We start from the raw sequence: 16,034 nt of genomic DNA, 5'->3' as shown, positions 1-16,034 counted from the left end.
GTGTCATACTCAACGTGAGAGGTGTTGATGGTGATACCACGAGCTTTTTCTTCTGGTGCGTTATCGATCTGATCGAAAGCACGAGCAGCACCGCCGTAGGTTTTAGCCAGTACGGTAGTGATTGCAGCGGTCAGCGTTGTTTTACCATGGTCAACGTGGCCGATAGTACCGACGTTAACGTGCGGTTTTGTACGTTCAAACTTTTCTTTAGACATCGATTGTCCCTCTAAGACACGGATAAATCGGTGATATCACCACATCAACCAGGCGAAAATGCCTGAACTGTTGAATACATTTACATTGAAACAGAGAGAAAGGGAGGGAGAAGTGAAGTGGTGCTGATACCCAGAGTCGAACTGGGGACCTCACCCTTACCAAGGGTGCGCTCTACCAACTGAGCCATATCAGCACGTATTGGAGCGGGCAGCGGGAATCGAACCCGCATCATCAGCTTGGAAGGCTGAGGTAATAGCCATTATACGATGCCCGCATCCTGAAACTCGGCTACCCAGTTCTTTCTGTAACAAAAAAAGAGATTTCTCTCTTTTCTGTTCGAGCTGGTCAATTTTTCCAACCAGCTCCGGCGGCGTTGACGCTGCCAGAAAGTGGTGGTGGGGGAAGGATTCGAACCTTCGAAGTCTGTGACGGCAGATTTACAGTCTGCTCCCTTTGGCCGCTCGGGAACCCCACCGGACTTGATGGTGCCGACTACCGGAATCGAACTGGTGACCTACTGATTACAAGTCAGTTGCTCTACCTACTGAGCTAAGTCGGCATCAAGTAGCGCGCATTCTATGGAGACCTGCGCAGTCATGCAACTAAAAAATTGCATAAAACGTTCTTTCGCTCACATTTTATTCGAAACCAGGGCTAACCGCTGTAAATTCATCCGCTCGTGATTAAAAATCCAACATGAACGCCTGATTTCGGCACGCTATAGCCCCGGGTGATGCCTGCCCGGTTAAGCATCGCTTTCCCATATTTTTTCTTATTATTCCTCTCATCTGGTGTTAACCTCCTGCCCATTGTCCAAAATTAACTATGTGATGAGCCCGCACCCGCCGTTTCGTGATGGTTCACAGAAGCATGCTTATGAGCAAAAAAGAGCAAACGTTAATGACGCCCTATCTTCAGTTTAACCGTAGCCAGTGGGCAGCCCTGCGTGACTCCGTCCCTATGACACTGACGGAAGGTGAAATCGCACGGCTAAAAGGGATAAACGAAGATCTCTCCCTGGAAGAGGTGGCAGAAATCTATCTCCCCCTCTCTCGCTTGCTTAACTTTTACATCAGCTCCAACTTGCGTCGTCAGGCCGTACTGGAACAGTTCCTCGGCACGAACGGTCAACGTATTCCTTATATCATCAGTATTGCGGGCAGCGTGGCAGTGGGTAAAAGTACCACCGCGCGCGTGCTACAGGCGCTGCTGAGCCGCTGGCCGGAACACCGCAGCGTGGAGCTGATCACCACCGACGGCTTCCTGCATCCCAATGAGGTGCTGAAAGAACGCGGCCTGATGAAGAAGAAGGGCTTCCCGCTCTCTTATGATATGCACCGCCTGGTAAAGTTTGTCTCTGATTTAAAATCGGGCGTGCCGAACGTTACCGCACCGGTCTACTCGCATCTGATCTACGACCGCATCCCGGATGGTGACAAAACGGTGGTGCAGCCCGACATCCTGATTCTGGAGGGCTTAAACGTACTGCAAAGCGGGATGGATTACCCTCACGATCCGCATCACGTGTTTGTCTCTGACTTCGTCGATTTCTCAATTTATGTGGATGCGCCTGAAGATCTGTTGCAACGCTGGTATATCAACCGCTTCCTGAAGTTCCGTGAAGGGGCGTTCACCGACCCGGATTCTTACTTCCACAACTACGCTCAGCTCTCTGAAGAAGAGGCTATCAACGTGGCGACCGGGCTGTGGAATGAGATCAACTACGTCAACCTCAAAGAGAACATCCTGCCGACGCGCGAACGTGCAAGCCTGATCCTCACCAAGAGTGAGAAACACGCCGTTGACCAGATTCGTTTACGGAAGTAGATCTCAGACGTAAAAAAACCGGCTTATCGCCGGTTTTTTCCTTTATGCATGCGGCTTTTCGCCGTTTTCATCCTGATCGACCGCGAAGCAGGCCACCAGCTGTCCGCCATAATCTTTCAGTTGTGGCTGCAACTGCGTACACGGACCGAAGCGGCGACGGCAGCGAGCGTTGAACGCACATCCCGGCGGCGGGTTAAGCGGGCTTGGTAACTCGCCGGTCAGCTTAATGCGCTCACGGCGGTCATCCGGGTTCAGTCGCGGCGTCGCAGACAGTAGTGCCTGAGTATATGGATGACGCGGGTTATTAAAGATCTGATCTTTCGTCCCCTTCTCTACGCAGCGTCCCAGATACATCACCATCACCTCATCGGCAATGTGCTCAACCACAGACAGGTCATGGGAGATGAAAACGTACGACAGCCCAAGATCCTGCTGTAAATCCATCATCAGGTTCAGCACCTGCGCACGCACGGATACGTCGAGCGCCGAAACCGGTTCATCGGCAATCACCACGTCCGGGTCGAGCATCAGACCACGGGCGATGGCGATACGCTGACGTTGACCGCCAGAGAACATATGCGGATAGCGATCGTAATGCTCGGTTTTCAGGCCCACCTTCGCCATCATCGCCAGCGCTTTTTCACGACGCTGCTCTTTGCTCAGGTTGCTGTTGATCAGCAGCGGCTCTTCCAGAATCTGCCCCACTTTTTTTCGCGGGTTCAGCGAACCATACGGATTCTGGAACACAATCTGGATTTTCTGACGTCGCAGTTTCTGCGCCTGCGGATCGTGCTTGAGCAGATCCTGGCCCTGATAGTAAAGCTCGCCGCCAGTCGGAACTTCAATCATCGTTAACAGACGGCCCAGCGTGGACTTCCCACAGCCAGATTCCCCTACCACCGCCAGCGTTTTTCCGCGTTCGAGAGTAAAGGAGACACCATCCAGCGCTTTTACCAGGCGCTCAGGAGCAAAGAGGCCCTTCTTCACCGGGTAATGTTTTTTCAGGTCGATGGCCTGCAACAGCATTTGTTGCGTACTCATAGTGTTGGCCTCCCGGCATCATCGAGTGGGTAGTGGCATTTCGACTGACGTCCGTCAGCTAACAGGTTCAGCTCCGGCTCGTCGACGCGGCATTTATCCGTCGCATACGGGCAGCGCGGGTTAAGCAGACAGCCCTGAGGACGGTCATATTTACCCGGTACCACCCCCGGCAGCGAGGCCAGACGCGCTTTATCCTGCGCGAACTCCGGCAGCGCGCGCAGCAGCGCCTGCGTATAGGGATGACGCGGGGCCCGGAAGATATCGTGTGAACTCCCGGTCTCCACCACCTGGCCTGCATACATCACAATGATTTTGTGTGCCGCTTCAGCCACCAGCGCCAGATCGTGCGTAATCAGCACCAGCGCCATATTCTCTTTCTGCTGCAACTCCAGCAGTAGCTCAATAATTTGCGCCTGAATGGTCACGTCCAGCGCGGTTGTCGGTTCATCGGCAATCAGCAGTTTTGGACGACAGGCAATGGCCATCGCGATCATTACACGCTGACTCATCCCACCGGACAACTGGTGCGGATAAACGTCCAGACGCGATGCCGGATCGGGTATACCCACCTGCGTCAGCAGGTCAATAGCGCGCTGGCGACGGGTTTGCTTGTTACCGCCCTGGTGCACCTTAATGGCTTCCATAATCTGGAAACCCACGGTGTAACACGGGTTCAGACTGGTCATCGGGTCCTGGAAGATCATCGCCACTTCCGCTCCCACCAGTTGGCGGCGCTGTTTTTCGGAAATGCGCTGCAGATCCTGACCATTGAACTCCAGGCTTTCCGCCATTACGCGGCCGGGATAGTCAATCAGCCCCATGATTGCCAGTGAACTCACTGACTTACCGGAACCGGACTCCCCAACGATACCAACCACTTCGCCCTGATTTACGCTATAGCTGATGCGGTCCACAGCACGAAACGGTGTGCCTTCATCGCCGAAGTGCACCGATAATTTATCTACATTTAATAACGCCATCTCGTGCCTCTTACTGCTTCAGTTTGGGATCAAGTGCATCACGCAGACCATCACCCATCAGGTTAAATGCCAGCACCGTCAGCAGAATCGCCAGACCCGGGAAGGTGACGACCCACCAGGCGCTTTGCGCGAACTGCAACACGTCGGAGAGCATGGTGCCCCATTCCGGTGTTGGCGGCTGCGCACCCATGCCAAGGAAGCCAAGAGCGGCCATATCGAGAATGGCGTTAGAAAAACCGAGCGACGCCTGAACAATCAGCGGTGCAAGGCAGTTAGGAAGAATATTGACGAACATCTGGCGCATCGCCCCCGCACCCGCCACTCGAGATGCCGTTACATAATCGCGGTTCACCTCGACCAGCACGGCCGCACGGGTTAATCGGACATAGTGAGGAAGCGCAACGAACGTTAGCGCGAGCGCGGCATTGCCTATCGAAGGACCAAAGACCGCGACCAGCACCAGGGCCAGCAGAAGGCTTGGCAATGCCAGCATGATATCGACGATACGCATGATGACGTTATCAACGATGCCGCCGAAGTAGCCCGCCACCAGACCAAGCACAACGCCCATGATCAGCGACAACACCACAACGAGACAGCCAACCAGCAGAGAGAGGCGCGCGCCGTACATCAGACGAGACAGCACATCGCGGCCAACGTCATCAGTACCGAGCAGGTGCGTCAGGCTACCACCTTCCTGCCAGGCCGGTGGCGCGAGCAGCGCATCACGGAACTGGTCCGCGGGGTTATACGGCGCAAGGAAGTTCGCAAACACCGCAATAAGGATCATGATGGAAACATACACCAGCCCGACGACCGCGCCTTTGTTGCGCTTGAAGTAGTGCCAGAATTCCTGCATCGGCGTCATTGGCACCGGTGCGGTAACCGCTTTATTTTGAGTAACTTGTGACATGATGGCCCCTTACTTCTTATGACGAATACGCGGGTTCACCACGCCGTACAGCAAATCGACCAGCAGGTTGACGAGGATAATCATCGTCGCGACCAGCAATACACCGCCCTGCACAACCGGATAGTCACGGCGTTGCAGCGCATCAATCAGCCAGCGTCCAAGGCCTGGCCAGGAGAAGATGGTTTCGGTCAGGATCGCCCCGGCCAGCAGCGTACCGACCTGCAAACCGATAACGGTCACCACCGGCAGCATGGCGTTACGCAGGGCATGAATGATGATGACGCGCATACGGGTCAGACCTTTAGCGCGGGCAGTCCGAATATAATCTTCGCCCAGCACTTCCAGCATGGAGGAACGAGTCATACGCACGATCACCGCAAGTGGGATAGTGCCCAGCACCATTGCAGGCAGGATCATGTGCGCAACCGCATCAATGAAGTTGCCCTCTTCGCCCCAGATCGCCGTATCAATCAGCATAAAGCCGGTTAACGGGTTGGTGTCGTCAAGGAAAACCATATCGCTGACACGTCCGGAGACCGGCGTCAGGTTCCACTGCACCGAGACCAGCATGATCAGCATCATGCCCCACCAGAAGATAGGCATGGAGTAGCCGGTCAGTGCCAGGCCAACGGCGGTGTGGTCGAAAATAGAGCCACGCTTAACGGCAGCCAGCACGCCGACGGGAATCCCCACCGCGGTCGCGAAGATCATGGCGCAGATGCCGAGTTCCAGCGTCGCCTGGAAACGCGGCACGAACTCGTCCCACACCGGAAGACGGCTTTTCAGTGAAATCCCTAAATCGCCGTGTAATACGCCCCAGATGTAGTGGAGGTACTGCTGCCACATCGGCTTATCAAGGCCGAGTTCAGCCAGCAGTTGCGCATGACGTTCAGGGGAGATACCACGCTCGCCCGCCATAATCATCACCGGATCACCCGGGATCATATGGACGAAGGCAAAAGTGAGAAGGGTGATACCGATAAACGTCGGGATAACCAGTCCCAGACGTCGGAGGATGAACTGCAACATAACCCGGATTCTCTCTGATGACGCACGCTCAGTAGCGTGTCGTCTGTATTGCTCACAAATGTAAATTCCCTCTCCCTTCGGGAGAGGGTTAGGGTGAGGGGATGCATGCACGCCCCTCACCCCTGCCCTCTCCCACAGGGAGAGGGAGAACACCCTACTTATTATTCAACAGACACGTTTTCGAAGTGGTGTTTGCCCAGTGGATCGACCACGTAGCCCTTCACTTCTTTACGCACTGGCTCGTACACGGTGGAGTGAGCAACAATCAGCGCCGGAGCCTGATCGTGCATGACAACCTGCGCTTGCTTGTACAGTTCGATACGTTTGTTGTGATCATCGGTCGCACGCGCCGGCTGGATCAGGTCTTCAAACGGCTTGTAGCACCAGCGAGAGTAGTTGGAACCGTCTTTCGCTGCCGCACAGCTGAACAGGGTCGCGAAGAAGTTGTCCGGATCCCCGTTGTCGCCGGTCCAGCCCATCATGACCGCCTGGTGTTCGCCCGCTTTGGCGCGTTTCAGGTACTCGCCCCACTCGTAGGTCACAATTTTGGCCTGTACGCCAATCTTCGCCCAGTCAGCCTGAACCATTTCCGCCATACGACGTGCGTTCGGGTTGTAAGGACGCTGTACCGGCATCGCCCACAGCTCAACGGTGAAACCTTTATCCTGGCCCGCTTCTTTCAGCAGCGCTTTCGCTTTCTCAGGATCGTAGGTGTAGTCCTTAATGTCGTCGTTATAGCCCCACATGGTTGGTGGGATCAGGTTCTTGGCCGCAACGCCAGCGCCCTGGTAAACGGCTTTGATGATCGCTTCTTTGTTCACCGCGTAGGTCAGCGCCTGACGCACTTTAACGTCATCGAACGGTTTCTTCTCGGTGTTGAAGGAGAGATAACCCACGTTCAGGCCCGCCTGCTCCATCAGGTTGATATTTTTGTCCTGCTTCATGCGCGCGATGTCAGCCGGGTTTGGATACGGCATCACCTGACATTCGTTTTTCTGCAATTTTGCGTAACGCACGGATGCGTCAGGCGTGATGGAGAAGACCAGACGGTCGATCTGCGGCTTGGTGCCCCAGTAGCCCGGGAAGGCTTTATACAGAATACGGGAATCTTTCTGGTACTGAAGTAGCTGGAACGGGCCGGTACCGATTGGGTTCAGGTCCACTTTTTCCGGCGTGCCGGCTTTCAGCATGTTGTCCGCGTACTCTTTAGAGAGAATAGAGGCGAAGTCCATCGCCAGGTCAGCGAGGAATGGCGCTTCCGGACGCGTCAGCACGAACTGAACGGTTTTATCGTCCACTTTTTTCACTTCAGCAATCAGGTCTGGCAGACCCATCCCTTCGAAGTATTCATAGCTGCCGCCAGACACTTTATGGTACGGGTTCTGGGCATTTTTTTGACGGTCGAAGGAGAACACTACGTCGTCGGCGTTAAAGTCGCGCGTAGGTTTGAATTCTTTGCTGTCCTGCCACTTCACGCCCTGACGCAGGTGGAAGGTATAGGTTTTACCGTCTTCGCTGATATCCCACTTTTCAGCCAGGCCAGGAATCACTTCCGTGGTACCGGTTTTAAATTCAACCAGACGGTTATAGATCGGTACAGAGCTTGCGTCGTAAGTCGTACCAGAGGTAAAGAGCTGTGGGTTAAAGCCTTCCGGAGAGCCTTCAGAACAGTAAACCAGGGTTTTTGCCTGTACGCTTGCTGCGACGGTCATGGCCACCAGGCTCAGACCAAGCTTCAGCATCCCTGACTTCTTCAAGGAAATACTCATTATTGTGCTCCAATGTGATGTTTTGCTTTGTTGTGTTACGCCGCCTGACCTTTATTTATTTTTTACCCGGTCCGGTCGGTGATGCCCGAGGGCGTTAAAAGGGATAGAGAATCCTTTCAGAAGAGCGTTTGAGTTGCAGCGCAGATCCTCCCTGAAATGCCCCTCGTGCCCTACAATCTGTCAACAGAATGTGAAAACGTCAATACAGGTGGCGGGGATTTACGTGGAGTGTGAGAAACCGCAAACAAAGATTAAAAAAACTCTGAATGCCAGTTTTCAGCAGAGAAATTTATGCTACTCGCCATGTTGCAGCACAAACCCCTCCCTATTTCGCAACACCCAGTGATTAAGTTTTATTCAGAATGGGTAAATTTTCTTACAGAATGGTGATTATCTGAGCACTAAATACCGCGAACGTTAAAACGCACAGCGAAAAATGCTGAGGTTATCCATAAGCAACGCGAAAAAAGATCAAACTATATATAAAAAAATACAATGGATTATGTCACAAAACCGCAAGCAGGCAGGGGGAAGCAGGGCTAAGGGGTATTTTGAGGACTCGGGTGGGGTAACGCGTTAATGCAAAAAGGGCTAACCTTGCGGTTAGCCCTTTTTAGAATGTGGTCGGCGAGAGAGGATTCGAACCTCCGACCCACTGGTCCCAAACCAGTTGCGCTACCAAGCTGCGCTACTCGCCGAATGCGGAGCGCATCTTACTGCTGAGGTGCGCCCTCGTCAATCCCTTATTTTCAAAAAGCCATTCAACTGGCGATATTCTCGCCAGACCAGCTACTGCGCGGCTTTTGTGGTGTTATCAGGGAGTTTACACCAGTTGTTGTTTTCGTTAATCCCACCATTCGGTGAGGTATAGCCGAGACAGCCCATAATAGTGTCGTACAGCTCAACGTGACGGCGCGGTACCTTAATCTCTGCCTGCTGTTTCAGGTGGGCAAACATTTTGGCTTTGTCCGGGTTTTCCAGATACTTGTCCGACATCCACATGATCATCGGCACGCGGAACTGCTCTGGTGGCGCCAGCTTACGCGGCGTACCGTGTAAATGCTCTTTCTCGTTGATGGACTCACCGTGGTCGGCCGCGTAGATCACAATCGCTTTCTTATCGCGAAGCTGGTCAATCACCCGGCTGAGGAAGGTATCCACATACAGAATCGAGTTATCATAGGCATTGATCAACTCCTGCTTGCTACAGTTCTTGTTAATGCCGACGCACTCAGGCGTCCATTTGGCGAAATCGCGCGTGTAACGCTGATAGTAGCTGTAGTGTGACCCTTTGGTATGCAGAACAATAAGGTGCTTACCCTGCGGATGGTTTTTCAGCGACTGTTCCATTTCAGAGAGCAGCAGCATGTCATCAACGTTCTTTCCGCGGTTACGCGGCTCGGCGCCAATCTGCTCGCGGTAGGCGATGTTATCCGCCATGGTGTTGGTGTAGAACCACATCTCACTTTGCATGGCGAACAGATCGGAGCTAAATCCAAGCTGCTTCAGAACAGCAAACACGTTTTGCTCTTTGAGAGTGCGCTGAGGGTTATCACTCGCACCGCCCTCGCGAACAAACATACAGCGCAACGAGAGCTTCGTGGCGGTATCGCAGGAGTAGCCGCGGTATGCCACCAGATTCTTTTCCTGCGCCAGTTTCGGGGTGGTATCGCGGTCATAACCGAGAATACCCATATGATCCCAGCGCGTCGTTTCGCCGATAACGAAGACCACGTAAGTATCATCCAGCCCGTCAGCCGGAGCCTGGTAGGTGAACTTTTTGGTCGGGTTAATCAGCGATTTCACATCGCTGGATTCGTCCGCCTGAGCCCAGGCATAAAGACCTAACGCCGACAGCCAGTTAGACGGCAGGTACGAGTTAGCCACCACGCCGCCGTAGCTTGGCATATCCACGCCTGTCGCTTTTTCGATCCGTTTTTGCTGCTTTTCCATCAGGCGAATAGGCGCCCATACCAGCAGACCCGCCAGAAGAACGACGGCGACGTTGCGGATGCGCTGTCCCCGGATACGCAGCTGGCGTAACAGGGTGTAGCGACAGGTGTTACTCCAGATAAAGAAGAGCGGGATCAGGCAGGTCAGAATCGTCCACAGGATGAACCCTTGACCCACCACCTCTTTCGAGAGGTCGATGTCCGTGGTCATCACCGAGGCCACAATACCGTAGCCAATGACCACGTTCATGAATGTCATGTAATAGCTTGCGGCGGCGGAGATAATCACCACCAGCGAGGCCAGAATTTGCCATGTACGACGGCCAAAGAGAGAGAGCAGGCGTAACAGGAAGAAGGTCGCCAGAATTGAGCCAAACACTTCAATCGCGGCAAAAATTCCATTTCTTACAGTGAGGTGTTCGAAATAACCTTCCACTCGTCTGAACAGCACCGCGCCATTCAGAAACAAACCGATATAGACAGCCAGCATCAGACACAATCTTTGCTGGGTAAGAGACCTAATATATTTCATGCAAACAACCCTGGGGGAAGGGGTATAAAAACCCGCCGAATCTCAGTGAGAAAGCAGACAGAGTAAGTAGATGCGAGAGAAACCGTTATCAGAAACGTCTACAAGCGCGATAAGTAGACCACAGCAGGGAAGAAAAGTGGCAGCAGAGAATGTGAATCGATGAAGATTTTTACAAAATAGCAAGTCCGGAAGCGATTTAGAAATAAATAAAAGAGGCCCTGCGGCCTCTTTTCATCGCATCATACATGCGCTTCTTTATACAGTTCGCGCTGCGGCTGACGGATCGTGGTGGTCAGCGCCAGCGAAATAATCAGCAAAGCGAATATCACGCAGAAGGTCACGTAGAAGCCGCCAAACAGCGAGGCAATCAGTGAACCGCAAATACTGCCGATACCGAAGCCGAGATAAATGACGCCGTAGTTTTTCGCCAGGTTGTTCAGGCCGAAGAACTCGCTCACCAGTGACGGGAAGACGGTAATAGTGCCGCCAAAGTTAAAGGCTACGCAGGCAATTGCTGCAAAGAATGTCGCCTCGTTCAGCGGAGCGAACAGCAGTGCTGCCATACCCACCAGGGAGATGACCTGCCCCAGCGTAATCACACGGATACGGGCGATTTTGTCAGACAGGATACCCAGTACCAGACGACCCGAGAGGTTAGCGATGGAGATGACCGTTACCGCGTTCGCCGCCGTCGCCGCGTCCAGTTTTACCATCCCCTGCGCGATATCTTTCGCCACACCGATGACATACAGACCGCTCATGCAGGCCGTCAGGAACATCACCGCCAGCATCCAGTACTGCGGCTTACGCATGGACTGAGCGAGGGTGAAATCGTTCTCCACCACGCCGTTAACGGTTTTCACTTCCTGCTGCGGCGCATCTTTCATCAGCGTGGCGCCGAAGAGGATCATTACCAGCACAATCACGCCCCAGATCATAAAGGTTTTCTCAAGCCCAACCGAGGCCAGCAGATGGGAGTCAATGAATTTGAACCCCAGGCTGCCCAGGCCATATGAACCAATGGCAAACGCGGAGATAAGCCCTTTACGCTCCGGGAACCACTTCACGCAGTTAGACAGCGTCAGCAGATAACCTGCGCCGTCCGCCAGACCCACCAGCACCCCGGCGCTTAGCCACAGCATCATCAGGTTGTTTGAATGTGCCGTCAGGAAGAAGCCCACGCCCAGCAGGATCCCGGAGGCCATGGTTACGCGCTTCACGCCGAAGCGCTCCTGAAGTTTGCCCGCCACGGAAGAGGAAATCGCTAATCCAAGGCTCAGCAAGCCGAAGGAGAATGCCACCTGGCTTATCGGTGCGCCGAGCTTATCGGACAGGGCGCTGTTAAACAGGCTCCAGGTATAGACCGAGCCCAGTGCGAACTGGGTAACGATGGTGCCGAAAAGCGTCAGCCAACGCGTGCGGTTATAAGTTGATGTGTTCATGGCAGTGTCCTGCAAGAGAAATTAAGGAAGTTCGCTGAGGACACGATAAACAAAACCCCAAAACGCCAGGGGTAAAACGGCATGAAATGCAGGAGATACGGAATGAAATGCCTGGAAGCGGGAATGAATGACCTTGCCGGAAAAGAAAACGCTTAAAGGTGAGTGACCACTATCACCACAGCCCGCGCCGTTATTGTATTAAATATGTTACCGCAGCGTTTAAAAAAGTAACAATCCTAAAATTTGGCGCTTAAGCCCAGGGTGTACAAATATTCTTCCTCCGACTGCTGGTTGTAGCTGATCTTCGCCCAGGGATGTAAATCACCATACTGCGTATCAACGCGCCACCCCAACGAGTTCACGCTGGCATGCCAGAGGGGATCGGTAAGCGGCTGCGTGGTAGTTACCTCACCAAATGCATTCACCGTTGCAGGGGGAGCGCCATCAGTGCGCCACGCCATGACGGGGCCGGTGGTAAAATGTCCCGCCACGGGAAAATTCCAGCCGACGCTCAGAACGGTTTCCGCATCTGAACCGGATGGGTCGTTCAGGGCAAAGCCCGCAGCATTCTGCGAATGGTTGATACGCTCCGCGAGAATATCTTCATAACGAGGTTGGTGATCGGCGTCCCATGTATAGCGTTCCGTCGTATTACTTTGTGCATCTGAAACGATATATTCCTGTTGCCACGCAAAAGCGGTGTTACATATAAGCAGGCAGGCTGAGACACCCACCAGGCCAGAAGCAGCATGGCGACCACTGATTTTTTTTAACATCATCAAAGCGACTCCAGAAAGAGCCGAGTTCGGCGATATATGTCATTGTTCGAAGAGGTATTAGGGCATATAGCCCTGTATTAACTATTGTCTCTTTAGCAAACACGTCAAGCCGGGCAGATTGAAATTTTTGCGTTTACCGTATCAGGAAGGGAGATGACCTATGCAACGTTGCGGCTGGGTAAGCCAGGATCAGCTTTATATCGATTATCACGACAAGGAATGGGGCGTGCCGGAAACCGACGGTAAAAAACTGTTTGAAATGATTTGCCTTGAAGGCCAGCAGGCCGGGCTGTCGTGGATCACCGTTCTGAAAAAGCGTGAGAACTATCGCAAGGCCTTCCACCATTTCGATCCGGTTGCGGTGGCCGCCATGACCGACGAAGACGTGGAAAGGCTGGTTCTGGATACCGGTATCATCCGCCATCGCGGTAAAATTCAGGCCATTATTGGTAACGCGCGTGCTTATCTGGCGATGGAGCAAAACGGCGAACCCTTCTCAGCTTTTGTCTGGTCGTTTGTGGATAACGAGCCGAAGGTGACGCAGGCCGCCACGCTTGCAGAGATCCCAACGTCGACCCCCGCCTCAGATGCCCTGTCAAAAGCACTGAAAAAACGCGGCTTTAAGTTTGTGGGCACCACCATCTGTTACTCCTTTATGCAGGCCTGCGGGCTGGTCAATGACCATATTAAGGGCTGCTTCTGCCACCCGGAGGGCCACCATGATCCGCAAATGGCAAAGTGAGGATACCGCTCCGCTTTTGAGTCTGTGGCTGGAGAGCACCACCGAGGCGCATCCGTTTATCGACGCAAGTTACTGGCAAGCGAATGAAGCGGTAGTGCGGGATGATTACCTTCCCGCCGCCGAGACCTGGGTCTGGGAGGAAAACGGTACCCTGTGCGGTTTTATCAGCGTCATGCAGTTCCAGTTCGTGGGGGCGTTGTTTGTCGCCCCGGCGTTCATCGGAAGGGGGATCGGGCGTGCGCTGCTGAACTATGTTCAGCAGCACTACCCGTATTTAACCCTGGAGGTGTATCAGAAAAACGTGCGGGCGGTGAATTTCTATCATGCTCAGGGTTTTCGCATCGAAGACAGCGCCTGGCAGGATGATACCCAACACCCGACGTGGATCATGAGCTGGCAGGCGGATCAAATGCCGTAAGGGGAAGCGCCGGTCCCTCATATTTCTCCACCCATGCCAGCGCCGTATTCCCCGCACAGCCATTCCCCAGCTTCGAGCTGGGGAGATCTTTGGTCAGCACGTTTACGGCGCCGTTCTTACAAATACCGCCCTCGTCCAGCGCCAGATCCGGCCATGCTCCCTGATGAATGCAGAACACGCCTGGGCGGATCCCGTCACTCACCACGGCGCCAGCCAGCACCTGCCCGCGTGCGTTCCAGACGCGAACGAGACCGCCGTCGTTAATCCCCCGCGCCTTTGCATCGTCGCTATTCAGCGCGATCGGCTCACGACCCGCCACCGCATACTGCTCGCGCAGAGCCGAATAGTTGAGCTGGCTGTGCAGACGATGGGCAGGATGGGCAGACAGCAGCTGAAGCTGCCCCGGCTGCGCATTGCCATGCCATTCGTCCGGCTCCAGCCACGCCGGGTGCGGCGGGCAGTCCGCGTAGCCAAAGCTGGCGATGCGCTCGCTGTGGATCACAATCTTCCCGCTTTCGGTTTTTAACGGGTTATTCTCCGGATCGCGACGGAAGTCAGCAAAGCGCACAAACCGCGCGTTCTGCTCGCTTTCCGGCATTTCGAAGAGTTGATTCGCCTCCCAGAATTCAGCAAATGGCGGCAGCGTCACGCCCTGCGCAGCCCCGCGCTGGCTTGCAATCTGGTAAAACGTTTCCAGCCATTGCAGATCCGTTTTGCCCTCGGTGAAACGCTCCCGTCCGCCCGCTTCCCATAATTCACTCAGGTCAGCAAAGACGTCATAATCATCCCGCGCTTCATCCCGGGGAGCCACGACGCGCTTCATCGGTACCATATGCTGGTTGCTGTAATCCCCCGTCATGGTGAGATCGTTACGCTCGAACGAGGTCGTGGCGGGCAAGACGATATCGGCATGTTTCGCTGACGCGGTCCAGAAGCACTCCGAGATCACCACCAGCTCCGGTTTCTGCCAGGCGCGGATCAGGCGGTTGGTATCCTGGTGATGGGTGAAGTTGGCCCCACCCGCCCACCAGACAAACTTAATATCCGGGAAATGGCGATCCTGACCGTTGTGCTGATAAAACCCGCCGGGGTTCTCCAGAGCTTCAACAATGCGTGCCACCGGAATTTTATCCACAGCGTCCACGCCCCCCTGCACCGAGCCCTGCATGGACGCCAGCACCGCCGCTTTACGCGTCGGGTTGCCGCCGTTGGCAAAGTGATAGGAAAGGCCAAAACCGCCGCCGGGTGTGCCAATCTGCCCAAGCATCGCGGCGAGCGTCACCAGCATCCAGTGCTTCTGCTCGCCAAACTGCTGGCGCTGCATCCCCCATCCGGACATGAGCATCGTGACATTGCTATGGAATAACGCTGCCAGTTCGCGGATTTTAGCGGCATCAACGCCGCAAATCGCCGCAGCCCACTCTGCGGTTTTGGCGATACCATCGGTTTTGCCCGTCAGATAGTCGGCAAATTTATCGAACCCCGTTGTGCAGCGCGTCAGAAATTCCGTGTCGTGCCAGCCGTTCTCCACCAGGGTGTGGGCGATACCCAGCATCATCGCCACGTCGGTGCCCATATGCGGCGCGATCCACTCGGCGCTGTCGCCGAAGAAATCAAGCGTTTCAGAACGCATCGGATCGATACAGATGATGCGCTTGCCGCTTTTGCGCAGCGCATCGAAGTAGGAAACGCCCTGCTCGTCGGACGCATTCCAGGCAATTTTAAGGGTATTGAGCGGGTTGGCGCTCCACAGCACCACCACCTCTGTATGCTCCAGCACCAGCGGCCAGCTGGTCTGCTGCTGATAAACCTCATTCCCGCCCACGACATACGGCATGATAGCCTGCGCCGCGCCGGTCGAGTAATCACCCAGATGGCCGGTATATCCTCCGGCCAGGCTCATATAGCGTTGCAGCAGGGTTGCGGCCTTATGCAGCACGCCGTTTGAGCGCCAGCCATAGGAGCCGGCAAAAATGGACGTCGGGCCATAGCTGTCGCGGATGCGTTTATGCTGCGTATGGATCAGCGCCAGGGCATCGTCCCAGCTCACGCGCACGAACTCATCCTGCCCGCGAATACCTTGCGGTTTATCCGGTGACGCCAGAAAGCCTTTACGCACCATCGGCCAGCGTACGCGGGTTTTGCTATGTACCTGATCGCGAACGACGGTCTGTAAAGAGTTGAGATGGCGCGAAGGCAAAGCCCCGCGAGACGACAGCACGGTGTCGCCATCGGTTTCGACCAGCATCGGCCCCCAGTGGGCGGCGGTCAGAATGGTTTTTGTTGAGGTGCTCAAAGCGTGCGCTCCTGGTTGCGTGCAGGTATGACGGCCTTTCATTGAGGCAGTTTATCGTTTGTGACAAATTTCAGAGTTATACACTGAATTTTCTCCGT

The 16,034-nt window shown here is 54.5% G+C and carries 13 protein-coding genes and 5 tRNA genes; 3 read left to right on the top strand and 15 right to left on the bottom strand.

Annotation, left to right across the window (positions count from 1 at the left end; all coding sequences use genetic code 11):
* The 5 genes from CKK19_RS08060 to CKK19_RS08040 all read right to left on the bottom strand — a co-directional run.
* A partial coding sequence (locus tag CKK19_RS08060; protein WP_000031663.1) for a GTP-binding protein occupies positions 1–215 on the bottom strand: 215 nt, incomplete at its 3' end.
* A 118-nt stretch (positions 216–333) separates the two neighbouring features.
* Positions 334–409: transfer RNA gene (locus CKK19_RS08055), tRNA-Thr, on the bottom strand.
* 6 nt (positions 410–415) lie between these two features.
* Positions 416–490: transfer RNA gene (locus tag CKK19_RS08050), tRNA-Gly, on the bottom strand.
* A 116-nt stretch (positions 491–606) separates the two neighbouring features.
* Positions 607–691 (bottom strand) — tRNA-Tyr (locus tag CKK19_RS08045).
* Positions 692–699: 8 nt separating this feature from the next.
* Positions 700–775: transfer RNA gene (locus CKK19_RS08040), tRNA-Thr, on the bottom strand.
* 317 nt (positions 776–1,092) lie between these two features.
* Between CKK19_RS08040 and coaA the strand changes: the two genes are divergently transcribed.
* Positions 1,093–2,043, top strand: coding sequence for a type I pantothenate kinase (gene coaA / locus CKK19_RS08035; RefSeq protein ID WP_032622068.1), 951 nt, complete (start codon positions 1,093–1,095; stop codon positions 2,041–2,043).
* A gap of 42 nt (positions 2,044–2,085) precedes the next feature.
* On the opposite strand, the gene dppF is transcribed toward coaA, so the two are convergent.
* The 9 genes from dppF to CKK19_RS07990 all read right to left on the bottom strand — a co-directional run bounded on the left by dppF (position 2,086) and on the right by CKK19_RS07990 (position 12,480).
* Positions 2,086–3,084 carry a dipeptide ABC transporter ATP-binding subunit DppF gene (dppF, locus tag CKK19_RS08030; RefSeq protein WP_022646698.1) on the bottom strand — a complete coding sequence of 333 codons (999 nt, stop codon included), beginning with the start codon at positions 3,082–3,084 and terminating at the stop codon, positions 2,086–2,088.
* The gene (gene dppD, locus CKK19_RS08025) at positions 3,081–4,064 is read right to left on the bottom strand and encodes a dipeptide ABC transporter ATP-binding protein (RefSeq protein ID WP_010426220.1); all 984 of its coding nucleotides are present in this window, start codon (positions 4,062–4,064) and stop codon (positions 3,081–3,083) included. Before dppD ends, dppF begins: the two co-directional genes overlap by 4 nt.
* Positions 4,065–4,074: 10 nt before the next feature.
* Positions 4,075–4,977, bottom strand: coding sequence for a dipeptide ABC transporter permease DppC (gene dppC, locus CKK19_RS08020; RefSeq protein WP_022646697.1), 903 nt, complete (start codon positions 4,975–4,977; stop codon positions 4,075–4,077).
* Positions 4,978–4,986: 9 nt separating this feature from the next.
* A complete protein-coding gene (dppB, locus tag CKK19_RS08015; protein ID WP_022646696.1) occupies positions 4,987–6,006 on the bottom strand; it encodes a dipeptide ABC transporter permease DppB in 1,020 nt (339 codons plus the stop codon).
* 161 nt (positions 6,007–6,167) lie between these two features.
* Entirely contained in the window at positions 6,168–7,775 is a 1,608-nt protein-coding gene (gene dppA, locus CKK19_RS08010; RefSeq protein ID WP_022646695.1) for a dipeptide ABC transporter periplasmic-binding protein DppA, read from the bottom strand.
* A 621-nt stretch (positions 7,776–8,396) separates the two neighbouring features.
* Positions 8,397–8,473 (bottom strand) — tRNA-Pro (locus tag CKK19_RS08005).
* Positions 8,474–8,564: 91 nt separating this feature from the next.
* On the bottom strand, positions 8,565–10,259 hold the full coding sequence (gene eptB, locus CKK19_RS08000) for a kdo(2)-lipid A phosphoethanolamine 7''-transferase (protein WP_063853753.1): 1,695 nt from the start codon (positions 10,257–10,259) through the stop codon (positions 8,565–8,567).
* A 239-nt stretch (positions 10,260–10,498) separates the two neighbouring features.
* Positions 10,499–11,701 (bottom strand): MFS transporter, encoded by a 1,203-nt coding sequence (locus CKK19_RS07995; RefSeq protein WP_063853754.1) that lies wholly within the window; start codon positions 11,699–11,701, stop codon positions 10,499–10,501.
* Positions 11,702–11,937: 236 nt separating this feature from the next.
* Positions 11,938–12,480 (bottom strand): lipase, encoded by a 543-nt coding sequence (locus tag CKK19_RS07990; protein WP_023299064.1) that lies wholly within the window; start codon positions 12,478–12,480, stop codon positions 11,938–11,940.
* A 160-nt stretch (positions 12,481–12,640) separates the two neighbouring features.
* Between CKK19_RS07990 and tag the strand changes: the two genes are divergently transcribed.
* Together tag and CKK19_RS07980 are read left to right on the top strand one after the other, a co-directional pair.
* Positions 12,641–13,222 (top strand): DNA-3-methyladenine glycosylase I, encoded by a 582-nt coding sequence (gene tag, locus CKK19_RS07985; RefSeq protein ID WP_022646691.1) that lies wholly within the window; start codon positions 12,641–12,643, stop codon positions 13,220–13,222.
* Complete coding sequence (locus CKK19_RS07980) at positions 13,200–13,640, top strand: N-acetyltransferase (protein ID WP_022646690.1); 441 nt, start codon at positions 13,200–13,202, stop codon at positions 13,638–13,640. The genes tag and CKK19_RS07980 overlap by 23 nt, the downstream gene beginning before the upstream one ends.
* On the opposite strand, the gene CKK19_RS07975 is transcribed toward CKK19_RS07980, so the two are convergent.
* The gene (locus tag CKK19_RS07975) at positions 13,609–15,978 is read right to left on the bottom strand and encodes a molybdopterin guanine dinucleotide-containing S/N-oxide reductase (protein WP_063853755.1); all 2,370 of its coding nucleotides are present in this window, start codon (positions 15,976–15,978) and stop codon (positions 13,609–13,611) included. The two genes, CKK19_RS07980 and CKK19_RS07975, sit on opposite strands and share 32 nt — an antisense overlap.
* Positions 15,979–16,034 lie beyond the last annotated feature (56 nt).

Source organism: Enterobacter sp. CCUG 70166 (assembly GCF_020224095.1).
In the GTDB taxonomy this organism is placed as follows: Bacteria; Pseudomonadota; Gammaproteobacteria; order Enterobacterales; family Enterobacteriaceae; genus Enterobacter; species Enterobacter intestinihominis.
Note: the sequence above shows the minus strand (reverse complement) of the source record. Positions and strands in the feature narration are given on the sequence as shown.

Coding starts and splice junctions, on each gene's coding strand:
- CKK19_RS07980 (WP_022646690.1), top strand. CDS start 13,200: ATGATCCGCAAATGGCAAAGTGAGGATACCGCTCCGCTTTTGAGTCTG.
- dppF (WP_022646698.1), bottom strand. CDS start 3,084: ATGAGTACGCAACAAATGCTGTTGCAGGCCATCGACCTGAAAAAACAT.
- CKK19_RS07975 (WP_063853755.1), bottom strand. CDS start 15,978: ATGAAAGGCCGTCATACCTGCACGCAACCAGGAGCGCACGCTTTGAGC.
- dppA (WP_022646695.1), bottom strand. CDS start 7,775: ATGAGTATTTCCTTGAAGAAGTCAGGGATGCTGAAGCTTGGTCTGAGC.
- CKK19_RS07990 (WP_023299064.1), bottom strand. CDS start 12,480: ATGATGTTAAAAAAAATCAGTGGTCGCCATGCTGCTTCTGGCCTGGTG.
- coaA (WP_032622068.1), top strand. CDS start 1,093: ATGAGCAAAAAAGAGCAAACGTTAATGACGCCCTATCTTCAGTTTAAC.
- dppC (WP_022646697.1), bottom strand. CDS start 4,977: ATGTCACAAGTTACTCAAAATAAAGCGGTTACCGCACCGGTGCCAATG.
- eptB (WP_063853753.1), bottom strand. CDS start 10,259: ATGAAATATATTAGGTCTCTTACCCAGCAAAGATTGTGTCTGATGCTG.
- CKK19_RS07995 (WP_063853754.1), bottom strand. CDS start 11,701: ATGAACACATCAACTTATAACCGCACGCGTTGGCTGACGCTTTTCGGC.
- tag (WP_022646691.1), top strand. CDS start 12,641: ATGCAACGTTGCGGCTGGGTAAGCCAGGATCAGCTTTATATCGATTAT.
- dppB (WP_022646696.1), bottom strand. CDS start 6,006: ATGTTGCAGTTCATCCTCCGACGTCTGGGACTGGTTATCCCGACGTTT.
- dppD (WP_010426220.1), bottom strand. CDS start 4,064: ATGGCGTTATTAAATGTAGATAAATTATCGGTGCACTTCGGCGATGAA.